The sequence below is a fragment of the Halopseudomonas salegens genome (assembly GCF_900105655.1).
Taxonomy (GTDB): Bacteria; Pseudomonadota; Gammaproteobacteria; order Pseudomonadales; family Pseudomonadaceae; genus Halopseudomonas; species Halopseudomonas salegens.
The window spans coordinates 3,161,155-3,175,402 of record NZ_LT629787.1 but is presented as its reverse complement, the minus strand read 5'-3'; the positions used below and the strand labels follow the sequence as shown (position 1 = coordinate 3,175,402).

The window sequence follows — 14,248 nt, the reverse complement described above, 5'->3', positions numbered from 1 at the left end:
ACTGTGTAAAGCTACTTGCCTGCTATTTCAGGCAACAGCTTTTTCGTTATTCGTGGTTAAGGCTCCAGAGAAAGCTTTCTCTAAAAGTGAAGATCTGAGTTCCTCGAACGCGTTCAGCTTTGCTGAGTAAATTGCTTCAATTCTTTCAAGGTCGGGTTTGATAGAGTCGAGCTGGTCTGTAATTTTTTGCTGAACCTCCAAGGATGGAATCCTGACTTTCAGCTTCCTTAAGTCTCGAATATTAATCTGCATCAGAGCTGCGCCGTATGTGCCTGCCTGAATCTGAGTTTGAATGGCCGGAGAAATAAACTGATAGTAGCCGAACCTTTGTGAGATCTTTTCAGGATTGAATCGGATCGGAACGATGCCTCTTGTTACATTGGCCCCTGAAAGTTCTTCACTCGCAATTGATGTGGTGCCAGTACTTCCCCTGACGCACACTAACAACTCGCCACCCTGCAGCAGAGTTCTCATGTAGCCTTCAGCTTTTGAAGGGTCAATTTGCTTAAGGCCAGACAGATCTATCACTTCCTTTATCAGGTCTGTTGGGCGGACTACAGGCAAGCCTCCAGCGACGTTATCTCCTGGCTGAACTATGCCGTAAGATAAAGTGCAGTCTTTTGTTACCGCATTCTCCAGTGGTTCAATAGTCCACCCCTCCCCACGCTGGCTAAACACCTGTTGTAAATAGCTTTCAAACAGTTCGCGGGCGTTTTTGAGGTTTTGTTCTGTTAGGGCGCGAGCTTGGTCGATGTCGGCAAAGGCCTGGTCGAGGATGGCGACGATGCGTTTTTGTTCCGGCAGGGAGGGCAAGCTAAAATCAAAAGTTAGCACCTCCTTCACATTCGCTCTGGGCATCCGGGCGCCGGTACACGTCGCATCTATCGCAGATACAATTTTTTCACTTGATAACCAGTAATATAAAAACTTTCGGTTAAGCTTATCGCTGGGCTTCAAAGGAAATATTTCTGAGGAGCAATGCCCCTCGAAACCAGGCACTAAAACTTTATTCAAATAGGGTCTGAGTCGCCCATATAAGACATGCTTATCGGAGAACTTAAATGTTGAGCTAGCAACAGACTTAGGACTCCGCTCTCCAAGAAATCTACCAGTATGGCCCTCTATATCTTCCATACCAACGTAAGGTAAATTTCCTTCACGGAACTGTTCCTTCTCAATCTGGCATATTTCTCCCAACTTAACTGTTGGCCAAGCCATCACACCAACTCCTGAATCTTAGACAGTATGGCCTCGCTCTCTTTATCGAGTGCAATAATATCGGCAATGATGTCTTTCGGCTCGCGCAGCTCTGCCTCCTCTTTGGCATTGGGGTTTTTCACCGACAGATCCCAGGTGGCCTGATCCAGATCGGCGACATTGAGCGACCAGGATTTGTCCGAATCTGCCAAGCCTTTCTGCAGCTGCACAAACGCCTGCAGATCGTTGTCGTTCAGCGGGTTGGTTTTGCCCAGGCTGCGGCCAGGGTCGAGCTGGTAGTACCACACCTTCTGGGTGGGCTCGCCTTTGGTAAAGAACAGCACCACGGTTTTCACGCCAGCGCCGAGGAAGGTTTTGCCGGGGCAGTCGAGCACGGTGTGCAGGTTGTGGTTTTGCAGCAGCTCTTTGCGCAGGGCGACGGCGGCGTTGTCGGTGTTGCTTAAAAAGGTGTTTTTGATCACCACGGCGGCGCGGCCACCGGGTTTGAGTATCTTCATAAAATGCTGCAGAAACAGGAAGGCGGTTTCGCTGGTCTTGATGGGGAAGTTCTGCTGCACCTCTTTGCGCTCTTTGCCGCCAAAGGGCGGGTTGGCGAGGATGATGTCGTACTGGTTGCTGGGCTGTATGTCCTGCAAGTTCTCCGTCAGCGTGTTGGTGTGGATCACGTTGGGGGTTTCTATGCCGTGCAGGATCATGTTCATGATGGCGATGACGTAGGCGAGGGACTTCTTCTCTTTGGCGTAGAAGGTGCGTTCCTGCAGGGTTTTCAGCGCGGTGGTAGAGAGCTGCTGCTTGCTGCGGCCACCCTGGCGCAGATAGTCGTAGGCCTCGCAGAGAAAGCCCGCGGAGCCGGCGGCGCCGTCGTAAATGGTTTCGCCAATTTTGGGTTGAACCACGTCGATCATGGCGCGAATCAGCGGGCGGGGCGTGTAGTACTCGCCACCGTTGCGCCCGGCGTTGCCCATGTTCTTGATTTTGGTTTCGTACAGGTGGCTGAGTTCGTGCTTTTCTTCCTGTGAACGGAAGCGCAGCTCGTCCACCTTTTCCAGAGCGTCTCTTAATGAATAGCCGCTCTGAATCTTGTTTTTGATCTCGCCGAAGATTTCGCCGATTTTGTATTCGATGGTGTCGGGGCCGTCGGCGCGCTTTTTAAAGCCCTTGAGGTAGGGGAAGAGTTCGCCATCCACATAGTCGATCAGGTCATCGCCGGTGAGGGCGTTGTTGTGGTCAAAGTTGCCCGCGGCGTCTTTGGGCGCAGCCCAGCGGCTCCAGCGGTGGGCGTCGTCGATGATGTACTGGTATTGCTCGCCCATTAGCTCGGCCGCAAGGCTGCGCTCGTGCTCCAAGTCGTCCAGGTATTTGAGAAACAGCATCCAGCTGGTCTGCTCGGTGTAATCCAGCTCACTGGAGCAACCAGCGTCTTTCCAGAGAACATCGTCGATGGCTTTGAAGGTTTGTTCGAACATCTGGGGCGTGAATCCTTTTCGGTAGTGCCGTCTATCGCTGCAATCGCAGTTGGCTTCTGCCGTCAGATTTTGCCTTATTTGCTGGGGCATGTCGTTGCTTTTGGCTTGCACGCGGCTATTGGGAAAAAGGTGACAGATTTATTTTTTAGTTCTGGGCGTGACAGTTCTACGCTCACACATGCACAGCGGCTTGTCCCAATCGAAAACGCACGTTCAAGCCCTCAGCGTTTTTTCGCCAACAATTCAGAACGACCAACCACCTCACCTCTAGACTCAGGCTTGCGTGGCCCTGAGAAGCCGGCTTCTGCAATGGCATTATCCAGACCGCGAAACTGTGGTGCTGCCTTGGCGCTGCGTAATGTCTCCATTCCGTCATTCCAGGCGTGCACCATGTGCTTGGCGACATCGCGCCAGGCTGGTTCGTTTTTCGATGCTTCAATCACCTTGTGCCCAACCTCCACAGCTGACTGACACAGTTGTTCAACCATCGCAGCGTACTGCGCTGGGGGAATGCTAAGCACAGACTTGAAAAAGGTTTCCAGCGAGCGGCCTGGCGTCCAGGTTTGCCTGCCGCCGAGGGAAAGCCCTGGTGGGCTGGCAGCGAAGCGAGGGTAAGCCTGCGTGGTTACCAGGTCATAGACTGGGGTAAAGCCGACATCAGCCTGGGAGGTGTAATACAGCGCGATATTTTTTGCGTGGCAATCTGCGTTACGCACCACGTAATTGGTCAACAGATGCCAGCCCAGGTGCTCGCGTTGTTCGCGGAGTCGATCTGCGCCCATATAAGACCGGGTTGCATTCCACACCTGCTCGACTGTGGGGCGATACTTTTCGTGTGGCGGCAAGCCGAGCAGTCCGCACGCGTCTTCCAGGCCATAGTGGGGGATGCCTTGCTCATCAACGTCAAAGCGGTCTACTACCAGAACCCTTCCATCCTCAGACATCTGGCATGTGGCAACGGGCACGACATTCAACCGTTCCAGTACGTGCATGGTGTAGAACTCGTTGAAGCCGAGAAACGGCGTGTTGTCATCCGAACCTTTGATGATATGAAATCCGGTCCTCAGCGTCGGCTTACCCAGCGGCTGCTGGTTGTGTGAGGCGTCTTTGGCGATGAACTTTGGCACGACCCCGGAGATGGCCACGCGTGCGTACTGGCGTACCAGCTCGGCAAAGTGTTCTGCGGTATTTTCCGCCTGGAGCATGTGGGTTATTTCCAGAGGGTCCATGTCTATACCGGGCTGGACGCCTTCAGGCGTAATCGAGACTCTGCCGATGCCTGTACCGCCCACTAAACCCAGGAGAGACAAGTCGGTGCCATCCAGCATTGCGCCGAACTCCTCACGAATAACGCCGAGCAAATAACCCTCGGGAAGGTTCTGCCGGAAAAACGGAAACAGATCGCGTGGCCAGCGCCAAGGCTCTTCACGAACGGGCATGGTCAGGCTGACAAAGTCTGCCAGTTCGGTGCCCGGAAGGTATTTCAGGACGTATTCATCGCGCTCGCGATAGAGCTTGGCCACAAGTCTTCCGCTAATGTGTACGTCGAGAATCATGGTTAGCCTCTTCCTGCGCGCTGTTCGTTGAGAATGTCCTCAACGGTACGACCATGACCGACCTTGACCAGCTTCAAGTCATACCCTGCGGCCTCGAGCAGACGAACCAATGCAGAGACGCTCATATCACCTTTGGCCAATGTTTCCATACGGGCCACTGTGGAGCGTGATACGCCGGCACGGCTGGCTATTGCTTCCTGGCTCAGGTTCGCGTCATGGCGCGCCTGTTTGAGCATTTCGGCAACGTCATATAGTGAGGACATCTGTAGCTCCTGGGCGACAAATAGGGCTGATATGCCAATTAATGTAGCCCGTAAGCCACGCTCTCACAAGCGTGTCTATAGGTTATTGTGGCTTGGGGGACACAATATTGCCGGCTTGGTGATATTTTGTGGCTCCTGGGCTACTGTCGCCAAGACGCCACCCGCTCAACAAGCTGTTCCGGCGTCTCCCGGCTCGAGTCCAGACGCAATAGCGGGCAGGCGAGATGCCGTTCGATCCATGTTTCATGCATCAGCAGGCTGCGAGTTCGTACATCGCCATGCTCATAACCTGCGGCCCATTCGAGGAAGGCCTGGCTTTGCGCATGCATGTCGCCGCCGGGCTGGATGCTTGTGCCGTAACGCTGCGATTCGCGTTGCTGCAGGCGTTGCATGCGCTCGTCGTCATCAAGGCGCAGGAACAGCGCGTGAGTGAATGAAGGGATCAGTGCTTCACCCCAGCTGCACAGCGAGCCGCTCAGTACCCAGTTTGGCACCTGGGCGGTTTGTTCGCTTATCATTGCCACCCGCTCCTGGGGTGGCCGCTTGTGCAGGTAGGGTGGTTCGCTGGGTAACCAGTAGAAGTCATCAGTGTCCAGGTGAAGCCAGCCGCAGCGCTCGGCCAGTGCGCGGGCCAGGGTGGTGGTGCCCGACCCTGATGCACCGAAAATATGTAGCCTTACCGTCATTGACTCGCAATCTCCTCGAACTGGAAATGAGCATACAATTGGGGTTGGATGAGCATTGATTGCTTCCCCTGTCTAGGCATCCATATGACTACGCCGCCTCGGCGGAAGTGTTCCGGCAACCACCACCTCCATGCGGGAATCTGTCTCTCGCCGAGCTGGCAATCAGGCCGCGAAGTAAGTAGCCAGCACCGCATTGAGTTGCTCTACTTCTGCCTTCTCCGATTCGAACGAAGTGACGAAGCGCACGGCTAGATGATCCGCTTCTACCGCCAGCCCTTTGGGCAGGCTGCTTGCAGATCACTCATTCAGCCGCACACCTTCTGTCTTGAGGCGCTCAAACAGCGCTGTGGGCATCACGGCGAACAGCTCGTTGGCTTGAACCGGCCAGGCCAGTTGGATAGCGGGGTGCTGCTTGAGGCAGTGTTCGAGCGCCAGGGCTACTTCGTTCGCCTTGTGCGCCAGCTTGATCCAATGGTTGTTCTCAAGCCAGGCGCACATTTGTGCGCCGAAAAGGCGGCCCTTGGAAACCAGGTGGCCCGATCTTTTGCGGCGGAGGTCGAAATCCTTTGCCAGCGTGTCGTCGAAGAAAATCACGGCCTCTAAAGCCAGCGCGCCGTTCTTTGAAGCGCCGAGACAGAGCACATCCACTCCGGCTTTCCAGGTGATGTCAGCGGGAGAGCATTCAAGCGTCGCAAGGGCGTTGGAGAAGCGTGCGCCGTCCATGTGTACTCGCAGGCCGGCGGCGTGCGCGACCTCCGTCAGAGCTCGAATTTCCTCAACGCTGTAGACCTGTCCACTCTCCGTACACTGCGTGATACTGAGTGCGCCCGGGATCTGGTTATGCGGGCGGTCTGCAGGCAGTTTCTGCAGCGTGTCACTCAAAAGCTGAGCAGTCAGCTTGCCACCATCGTCGCCCATCAGCACCAGGCGCGCACCGCCGGTGAACAGTTCTGGCGCACTTAGCTCGTCGACCGCGATATGTGCTTGCGAGTGGCACAGGATCGAATGCCAGGGTTGTACCAACGCGGACAGCGCCAGGCAGTTCGAAGCGGTACCGGTGGCCACAAAAAACACCTGTACCGGCTTCTCGAAGATGTCGGAAAGCTTGGCATTGGCGGCTTGGGTCCAGTGGTCATTGGCATAAGAGCCGGCTACGCCGGTCGAGGCCTCGACGATTCCTTGAAGTACCGCGGGTGACACGCCGGATTGATTGTCGCTGCCAAAATTCATGAAATTTGTCTCTAGAGAGATGAGGACAGATTATCATCTACCAGATTGATATCGGTGGCTGCGATTGGCCGCAAGGCTGCTCCGCAATCATCGATACCTGGTCACCTGCCCCCGTTACCCGGTGTAAGCATGGTAGAGGGTGTTCCCTGCGGTGCGATTTTTTGCAGTCTTGCATTACTTGTCCTGAGTGGCTGGATTAATCTTCATCTGAACTAGCCCCAGTTACTCCAACCAGCGTTCCGCTACTTGGTTGTTTGGTCTGCATCCGCCATACTCCCTGGCGTTCCAACTAATGCAGGATGCGCAAATGGGGATGGTGATCGCGGTGGCGGCGGGGCTGATGATTGGCTTCGTGCTGGGGGAGGTAGCAAGCGCGCTGGGGTTGGCGGTTTTGGCGGGCTTGTTAGTGAAGTTTCGGGAGCTGAGCCGGCTGGTAGGTAGCCAGCAAGAGCAGATAGCCTTCCTGAGCAAGAAGCTTGTTAGTACCGAGGCAGATGCTGTCGCAGCGCCAGCTGCAGACGCTGAATTGCCAGTAAATCCCAATGCTGCCCAGCCCTCACCAGCGCCCGACGTATTCAGTGAAGCGGCCACGCCGGAGCTTGCGTCCAGTATCGACCCACACGTCAAGGGGCCCGCAGCGGCAGAGACCACATGGGTTGAACCTGAGTTTGCTGCCATCACATCCCGGCCGGTAACCGCTGCCGTCCCTCCCGCTGTGCCAAGTACTGGCGATAAATTACTCGCATTGTGGGCATCAAGTGGCCTGGGCAAGCTGATTGCGCGCACCAATATGATTACCCGCGTCGGCATTGTGATCCTGTTTCTGGGCGTCTCCTTCTTGGTCAAGTACGCGTCAGAGAGCATTAGCGTGCGAATCGAGCTGCGCTTTCTTGGCATCGCTGCGGCTGCATTAGTGGTATTTCTGCTGGGCTGGCGTCTACGGCACAAGCGCCGCGATTATGCGCTGTTGCTGCAAGGTGCCGCTGTGGGTACCTGGTATCTCGTGACCTTTGCCAGTATGAAGGTATACCCGATCGTGTCTCCTTCCGTTGGGTTCTTGCTGTTGGTGGGGTTGTCGGTATTTGCCGCATTGATGTCGATAAAACAGGACGCCAAGTCGCTGGCGGTGTTTGGTATTCTCGGCGGTTTTCTCGCGCCGATTCTCGCGTCTACTGGCAGCGGCAGCCATGTGATGCTGTTCAGTTATTACGCCATTCTCAATGCGGGTATTTTGGCCATCGTCTGGTTCAAGGCATGGCGAGCGCTCACGCTGATGGGGTTCATCTTTACCTTTATTATCTGCGTAGCCTGGGGTGTTATGCGTTACCAGGCTGATCTGTTCGCCAGTACCGAGCCTTTCCTGCTGTTGTTCATGCTTTTTTATGTGGCGGTGGTATTGATATTTGGGCTGCGCAAGCGGTGGCCCCCGCATCGGTTTATCGACGGCCCTATTTTGTTTGGCACACCAACAATTGGTTTTGCCTTGCAAGCCTTGCTGGTAGAACAGTTTGAGTACGGCATGGCGTGGAGTGCGCTCGGTTTTGGTCTGTTCTATCTCGGCATCACTGCGCTCTGGTGGAAGATGTTGACCGAGCGTGCCCTCTTGTTGCGCGAGTCGTTGACGGCCATCGGCGTGGTGATGCTGACGCTGGCCGTTCCTTATGCGTTTGATCATGACGTCACTGCCCTGGTGTGGACGTTTCAGGGCGCGGCAGCCATCTGGCTGTCGGCTCGACAACAGCGCAACTGGGGCGGGCTCCTGGCGCTGGTAGTGCAAGTGGGCGCTGGCGTTTCATGGTTGCTGAGTACACCTGCCGCGGGTGAGCATTTGTTTTTCAATGCGGGCTATGCCAGCAGTTGCGCTATTGCCATAGTCGCGCTCTGGAGCGCATGGATTTTGCGCGCGCAGCCGGACAGCTACTGGGTGCGCTTGCTGCATTTACCGGTTCTGAGCTGGGGCTTATTGTGGTGGTTTGCCGGCGGAGTTTGGCAAATGGGAGCGCACCTGACGCATCAGCAAGTTCTGCCGGCCGTGCTGTGCTTTGTATCGCTGAGTTTTATTGCCCTGCAATGGTTGCGCATGCGTTATCACTGGCAGGCGCTGGCACCGGTGTTACTGGCATTGTTGCCGCTAGCGGTTGGTCTGCTTCTGACCCATAGGTATTTTGGCTCACATCCGTTTTCATCCTTTGGCTATATTGCCTGGCCACTGACGTTTATCACGTTGTATTGGCTATATAACCGCCCTAATTTTTTCAGCGGCATGATCGGCAAAGCAGAAGAGCCGTGGCATCTGGTGAGCTATCTGACCATGACCATCGTTGCGGCGCTGGAAGTGGAGTGGCAAGTTCAGCAGCATACTGACGTCGATAGCTGGCATTTGATCGGCGTTGGTTTGGTGCCGCTGACTGCCATCGTCCTGGCGCTTAAAACACGGCTGTGGCCTGCGCGCCTGGACCCACTGTATCGCCGCAGCGCCGTGGCAATTCTATTTGCCATGCTACTTGTGAGTACGCTGATCGGCTGCTTCATTCAACCGGTAGTCGACCCGCTACCTTACTGGCCGTTACTGAACCCGCTCGATCTTTGGCAGGTGGGTATACTGGTCTGTGCTGGCTTGTGGTGGCGTAGTATTTGCCATGCACTGCCCCCTGCCGTTTCCCCCATCTCAGGTGTCAGGGTTTTGCTCGGGCTGGGCTTTATCTATCTCAATACACTATTGCTGCGCACCGTGCATGCCTTTACCGGGGTAACTTTCAATATCGCGCACATGCTGGAAATGGACCTGGTGCAAACCTGTTTGTCGATTTTCTGGACCCTGCTCGGCGTTGGTTTGTTGGTGGCGGCCAATCGTTTGCTCAAACGAGACCTATGGATGGTGGGCATGGCGCTGATCGCGGTAGTGGTGGTCAAGCTACTGCTGGTTGATCTGTCCAATAGCGGCACGGTTGAGCGTATCGTTTCGTTTATTGTGGTTGGCCTGCTGTTGCTTGGTGTGGGGTATCTGGTGCCTCTGCCGGAGAAGCCTGGCGATGTCGAAAACAGCCAGCATAAAGTAATTGGAGAGTAATTGAGGTCAGATGAATATTAGATACTGAACCAACGACAGGAGCGGTTTGATATGTCGATAATACGAACGGATGAGCAGGCTGATGCTCAGGAAATATTAGAAAAAGGTGACAGATTTATTTTTTAGTTATCGCTGCGCTTGCGGGCAGGTTTTTGATTCGTCACACGGGAGTCAATGAGTCCGAGTTTGTTGCTTTGCGCCGTGAGCGCGACGCCGCGCTTAAAACGCAATTGTCTATTCTTCACTCACCCATCCAACCCGAGGGAAATTTAATGAAAAATGCTCATGATCTGGTAGTGGATGCCAAGGCGCAGATTCAAGAGGTATCGGTACAGGACGCCGAAGCCGCGATCCGCAACGCGGATGCCCTGATTGATGTACGCGAAAGTGATGAGTTCGCTGCGGGCCATATTGCCGGCGCAGTGAACATTCCCCGTGGCCTGCTGGAATTCAAGCTAAGCAGTACACCGGAAATGTCTGCTCGTGACCTCAAACTGGTGCTGTATTGCAAGACCAGCGGCCGCGCCGCGCTGGCCGCCAACTCCTTGCAGCAGATGGGTTACCTGAACGTGCAGTCCATCAGCGGTGGTTTTGAGGCGTGGAGTGACGCCGGTAAACCCGTTGTGGCTCCGAGTATGCCGTCTTTCGATTAGGTGGTACTGCACACAACATCATCTTTCCTTCGTATTTTTGTCATTTCCGATCCTTACAGTGGCTGCTTGTGTATCCAGCGTGTGCCTGGTTGCCCCAAAAAGGAAAAGTTATGACTAACTGGAAAGTGATGTGCGTTTTGGTGTGCAGCAGCCTGTTGCTGACTGCCTGCAACTCCGGCAGTGACGATGATGATACCGCTCAGACCCCAGAGGAAGCCTTGGCCGAGCGCCTGGCCAGCTTCCCGGCTGATGGCGTTGAACTGCCCTTCACGGTGCTCCGTGACGATCTGATTGATGGCAAGACAATGAGCCCCTTCGAGGTGCGCAACGGTGGTTTTGGTTCGGCGATGACCGCTCACCCGAGCAAACTGGATGAATTCTATGCGCTGACTGATCGTGGTCCAAATGCGAACTTTAACGGCGATTATGGCAATGGCAAGAAATTTCCTGTGCCGGATTACACTCCGCGCATGGGGCACTTCCGTTTGACAGCAAACGGCGGCGTTGAGTTACTCGACACCATTTTGCTCAAACGCCCTGACGGCACTCTGATCAGCGGTCTGCCGAATACTTCGGCCTTGGGCGGTACGGGCGAAACGCCTTACAACCCGGATGGCAGCCCGGTGCTGGTAGACCCTTCACAACCTTACGACGCGGCCACCAATCCGATCAAGCTGGACGACTACGGTCTTGATGGTGAAGGCCTGGTTGCGCTGAGTGACGGCAGCTTCTGGGTCAGTGATGAGTATGGCCCGCACATGGTGCACTTTGACGCGGACGGCAAAGAGATTGATCGCATCAACCCTTTCACGATGGATGCACGTACCCGTTTCAACTTGCCTGCGGAATTTGCCTATCGTCGCGCTAATCGCGGGATGGAAGGCCTGGCAATTACCCCGGATGAAAAAACGCTGGTCGGCGTAATGCAATCCACCATGGACTTGCCCACCAAGGCCGTACGCGCCTTGACCATCACTCGTATAGTGACGGTTGATCTGGAGACGGGCGCTATCGGTCAGTATCTTTATCAGCAAGAGAAAGCAGCCAACTCCAATTCGGAAATGGTCGGGCTGAGCGATACGGATTTCCTCGTGCTGGAACGTGATGGTAGCTTCCTTTATGGCGGGCCAGGTGGCGCTGCCGGCGTCAGCCCCAATGCACAGAAACAGGTTTATCGTATTGATCTGTCTACGGGCACCAACCTGGAGACTGTCGCCCTTCAGGCTGGCATGGTTCAGGACGCAGACCTGGGTCTGACCATCGATGGTCAAACGCTGGAAAAGGTCGTGCTGGATGGCGGTTGGGCCGCCCTGGCGGCTGTTGGCATCTATCCGGTAGACAAGACGCTGGTGCTGGATATGGTGGTAGAGGCGAACTACCCACATGACAAGATGGAAGGTTTGTGGCGCATCGATGACAAGCACTTGGGCGTGCTTAATGACGATGACTTTGCGACCTGGTCCACTGGCGGCGAGCTGGAGCAGAAGATGCTGGATGCCGGGACCATTGATGCGGGGCGGCTGTATATTCGCGAAGTGGATATGTCCGTCGACTGAGAAAGTGCTTGTTTTGCCGGAAAACAAAGCAGGCGTCTAATCTGGATGCGTAAAATTGGCGAGTAAAAGGGGGGCAGGATTAACTGCCCCCTTTTTTGGGCTAGACTTTGATACCCCGTAACCGTTCTCGCATGCCCGGACTGGCGCCGGGCCCATCCACCAGCTTGCACTCATCCCATGGCACCGCCTGCCCCGTTTCGGTATTGACCATCATCGGCTGCAGCGCTTTACCGGTGGTTTTCTCGATTACCTGAACACTCACGTCGTCCTGTGCGAAATGCTTGTTGCCCCAAGCGATCAACGCGAAAAGCACCACTTTGAGGTCGCGACCTCGTTCAGTCGGTACATATTCGTGTCGCAACGGCTTGTCACTGTAAGCACGCCGCTCCAGCAATCCTGCTTCCACCAAGGCGTTGAGCCTGCGAGTGAGCATGTTGGGCGAGATGTCCAGGCTCCTGGAAAAATCGTCAAATCGACGCAAGCCCTGCAGGGCATCGCGCATGATCAGCAGGCTCCACCACTCGCCAACGCGCTCGAGGCTGAGCGCGATCGGGCATTCAGACGGCAAAAGGGTCTTGCGCTGCATCGGGGTTGTTCTCCACTGCGGAAAATTGTGTACTATGTTACTTTCATAATGATAGTAACTTGGTCTGTCTAGATACTACCAAACAATCAAGGGGGCGAAAGCTGATGACAAAACGTATCGTCGTTACCGGAATGGGCGCGGTCACCCCGCTGGGCTGTGGGGTGGAGCTCGTCTGGGAGCGCTTGCTGGCAGGTGAATCCGGCATTCGTCAGCTCCCGGAAGCACTTATTGGCGACTTGGCTGTGCGCATCGGGGGCCAGGTGCCTGGTGCCGATGAGGATGCTGCAGGTGGATTCGATCCTGATCGTGTGCTCTCACCGAAGGAGCAGCGCAAGGTCGATCGTTTCATCCTTTTCGCCCTGGCGGCTGCGGAACAAGCCCTGGCGCAGGCAAAATGGGCACCGGAATCGGAACGCGAACAGGAGCGGACCGCTACCATTATCGCCACCGGTGTCGGTGGCTTCCCGGCGATTGCTGATGCCGTGAGGACCACGGACAACAAAGGCCCCCGCCGCCTCTCGCCGTTCACGATTCCCTCGTTCCTGTGCAACCTGGCCGCAGGGCAGGTTTCCATCCGTCACCGATTGAAAGGCCCGCTGGGTGCACCGGTGACCGCGTGTGCTGCCGGGGTACAGGCGATTGGCGATGCGGCACGCATGATCCGGGCAGGAGAGGTGGACGTGGCCTTGTGCGGCGGCGCCGAAGCCGCCATTCACCGAGTCAGCCTGGCTGGGTTCGCTGCTGCTCGCGCCCTGGCGAGCAACTTCAATGACACACCGGAACTTGCTTCTCGTCCATTCGACATCGAACGGGACGGCTTTGTCATGGGCGAAGGCGCCGGCTTGCTGGTCATCGAAGAACTTGAACATGCCCTGGCGCGCGGAGCCACACCACTCGCCGAACTGGTCGGCTACGGCACCAGCGCCGATGCCTATCACATTACCTCCGGGCCGGAAGATGGCGACGGTGCCCAGCGCGCGATGAGGCAGGCCATGCAGCAAGGCGGCGTCGAGCCCGGTCAGGTCGGTCACCTCAATGCTCACGCAACATCGACTCCGGTTGGCGACAAGGGCGAGCTGGCTGCCATCAAAGCGATATTTGCCAACGGGCCCTCGCCGGTGATTAGCGCAACCAAATCCTCTATCGGCCATTTGTTGGGCGCAGCGGGCGGGATCGAGGCAATCTTTGCCGTACTCGCGTTACGTGATCAACTCGCTCCGGCAACGCTCAACCTGCACAATGCCGACCCGTTGGCCGACGGTCTGAACATCGCCACAGGCAACCCTCGCGCAATTGAAACTGACCATGCACTGTCCAATGGGTTTGGCTTTGGCGGGGTCAATGCCAGCGTGCTGTTTCGTCGGTGGAAGGGGCAGTGACCATTGAGGGCTGAACTAACCAGTTGGCACGACAGACCTGCCGCTTAGAAGGCGGTAGGTCTTTTAGCGTCTAACGGATTGACCCGTCAGGCTGTACTAGTACACTTTTCGCCTCGGATATCATCTCGCTGAGCGGAATGGTTCGGGTTTGACTGTTGTCGTGCCTTACCGCGCCGAAAGCCCCGCTGAGATAAATCAGGTTTTAAAGAAATATTAATGATGGCTATCTGCAGTTCCGTGTAGGGCAAGGCCTGCAGCTGGACAAACAGTTTTCTAGGTCATTTGGCAATGAGTAAAAAACAAGGCAGACCCATATGCCGTCTTGACCCAGATGCTTCCTTGTTTTCATTGATGGAGTTCACACAATCGAAGAACAGAAATGACGACAGCGGTATTTAGCTTGACGGATACTGCTCGTCTTTGAAAATATGCTGCTTGTTAAGCGCGTATGGAACAATTCGTTGTTTTCTCTGGCTTTCGTAGGGGCACCAATCAGGGAGCAGTTCCTATGTGCGCCGAGGAGTCGCAACGGCGGTTGGAATCGGCCTGTATGATCCCAAATTGGGAGCTGACGGGCGCGTAATC

At 55.5% G+C, this 14,248-nt stretch carries 11 protein-coding genes; 4 read left to right on the top strand and 7 right to left on the bottom strand.

Annotated elements, in window-relative coordinates:
- Window positions 1-27: 27 nt before the first annotated feature.
- From BLU07_RS14685 to BLU07_RS14660, 6 genes are all read right to left on the bottom strand, one after another.
- Window positions 28-1,218 (bottom strand): restriction endonuclease subunit S, encoded by a 1,191-nt coding sequence (locus BLU07_RS14685; RefSeq protein WP_092388347.1) that lies wholly within the window; start codon window positions 1,216-1,218, stop codon window positions 28-30.
- A complete protein-coding gene (locus tag BLU07_RS14680; protein ID WP_092388344.1) occupies window positions 1,218-2,684 on the bottom strand; it encodes a class I SAM-dependent DNA methyltransferase in 1,467 nt (488 codons plus the stop codon). Before BLU07_RS14680 ends, BLU07_RS14685 begins: the two co-directional genes overlap by 1 nt.
- Window positions 2,685-2,905: 221 nt before the next feature.
- Window positions 2,906-4,240, bottom strand: a complete 1,335-nt coding sequence (locus BLU07_RS14675) for a type II toxin-antitoxin system HipA family toxin (protein WP_092388342.1) — start codon at window positions 4,238-4,240, stop codon at window positions 2,906-2,908.
- Window positions 4,241-4,242: 2 nt separating this feature from the next.
- Complete coding sequence (locus BLU07_RS14670; RefSeq protein ID WP_092388339.1) at window positions 4,243-4,503, bottom strand: helix-turn-helix domain-containing protein; 261 nt, start codon at window positions 4,501-4,503, stop codon at window positions 4,243-4,245.
- A gap of 140 nt (window positions 4,504-4,643) precedes the next feature.
- The gene (locus tag BLU07_RS14665) at window positions 4,644-5,189 is read right to left on the bottom strand and encodes an AAA family ATPase (protein WP_092388336.1); all 546 of its coding nucleotides are present in this window, start codon (window positions 5,187-5,189) and stop codon (window positions 4,644-4,646) included.
- A gap of 297 nt (window positions 5,190-5,486) precedes the next feature.
- On the bottom strand, window positions 5,487-6,419 hold the full coding sequence (locus BLU07_RS14660; RefSeq protein ID WP_092388333.1) for a threonine aldolase family protein: 933 nt from the start codon (window positions 6,417-6,419) through the stop codon (window positions 5,487-5,489).
- A 307-nt stretch (window positions 6,420-6,726) separates the two neighbouring features.
- Here BLU07_RS14660 and BLU07_RS14655 point away from each other — a divergent pair, with 307 nt between their 5' ends.
- The 3 genes from BLU07_RS14655 (at window position 6,727) to BLU07_RS14645 (ending at window position 11,698) form a co-directional block, all read left to right on the top strand.
- The gene (locus BLU07_RS14655) at window positions 6,727-9,489 is read left to right on the top strand and encodes a DUF2339 domain-containing protein (protein WP_157719212.1); all 2,763 of its coding nucleotides are present in this window, start codon (window positions 6,727-6,729) and stop codon (window positions 9,487-9,489) included.
- A gap of 272 nt (window positions 9,490-9,761) precedes the next feature.
- Window positions 9,762-10,142 (top strand): rhodanese-like domain-containing protein, encoded by a 381-nt coding sequence (locus BLU07_RS14650; protein WP_092388326.1) that lies wholly within the window; start codon window positions 9,762-9,764, stop codon window positions 10,140-10,142.
- A gap of 110 nt (window positions 10,143-10,252) precedes the next feature.
- Complete coding sequence (locus tag BLU07_RS14645; RefSeq protein WP_092388323.1) at window positions 10,253-11,698, top strand: esterase-like activity of phytase family protein; 1,446 nt, start codon at window positions 10,253-10,255, stop codon at window positions 11,696-11,698.
- A gap of 100 nt (window positions 11,699-11,798) precedes the next feature.
- On the opposite strand, the gene BLU07_RS14640 is transcribed toward BLU07_RS14645, so the two are convergent.
- Complete coding sequence (locus BLU07_RS14640; protein WP_092388320.1) at window positions 11,799-12,284, bottom strand: winged helix-turn-helix transcriptional regulator; 486 nt, start codon at window positions 12,282-12,284, stop codon at window positions 11,799-11,801.
- Between the two features lie 104 nt (window positions 12,285-12,388).
- Here BLU07_RS14640 and fabF point away from each other — a divergent pair, with 104 nt between their 5' ends.
- Window positions 12,389-13,663, top strand: a complete 1,275-nt coding sequence (gene fabF, locus BLU07_RS14635; RefSeq protein ID WP_092388317.1) for a beta-ketoacyl-ACP synthase II — start codon at window positions 12,389-12,391, stop codon at window positions 13,661-13,663.
- Window positions 13,664-14,248 lie beyond the last annotated feature (585 nt).

Coding starts and splice junctions, on each gene's coding strand:
- BLU07_RS14685 (WP_092388347.1), bottom strand. CDS start 1,218: ATGGCTTGGCCAACAGTTAAGTTGGGAGAAATATGCCAGATTGAGAAG.
- BLU07_RS14680 (WP_092388344.1), bottom strand. CDS start 2,684: ATGTTCGAACAAACCTTCAAAGCCATCGACGATGTTCTCTGGAAAGAC.
- BLU07_RS14675 (WP_092388342.1), bottom strand. CDS start 4,240: ATGATTCTCGACGTACACATTAGCGGAAGACTTGTGGCCAAGCTCTAT.
- BLU07_RS14670 (WP_092388339.1), bottom strand. CDS start 4,503: ATGTCCTCACTATATGACGTTGCCGAAATGCTCAAACAGGCGCGCCAT.
- BLU07_RS14665 (WP_092388336.1), bottom strand. CDS start 5,189: ATGACGGTAAGGCTACATATTTTCGGTGCATCAGGGTCGGGCACCACC.
- BLU07_RS14660 (WP_092388333.1), bottom strand. CDS start 6,419: ATGAATTTTGGCAGCGACAATCAATCCGGCGTGTCACCCGCGGTACTT.
- BLU07_RS14655 (WP_157719212.1), top strand. CDS start 6,727: ATGGGGATGGTGATCGCGGTGGCGGCGGGGCTGATGATTGGCTTCGTG.
- BLU07_RS14650 (WP_092388326.1), top strand. CDS start 9,762: ATGAAAAATGCTCATGATCTGGTAGTGGATGCCAAGGCGCAGATTCAA.
- BLU07_RS14645 (WP_092388323.1), top strand. CDS start 10,253: ATGACTAACTGGAAAGTGATGTGCGTTTTGGTGTGCAGCAGCCTGTTG.
- BLU07_RS14640 (WP_092388320.1), bottom strand. CDS start 12,284: ATGCAGCGCAAGACCCTTTTGCCGTCTGAATGCCCGATCGCGCTCAGC.
- fabF (WP_092388317.1), top strand. CDS start 12,389: ATGACAAAACGTATCGTCGTTACCGGAATGGGCGCGGTCACCCCGCTG.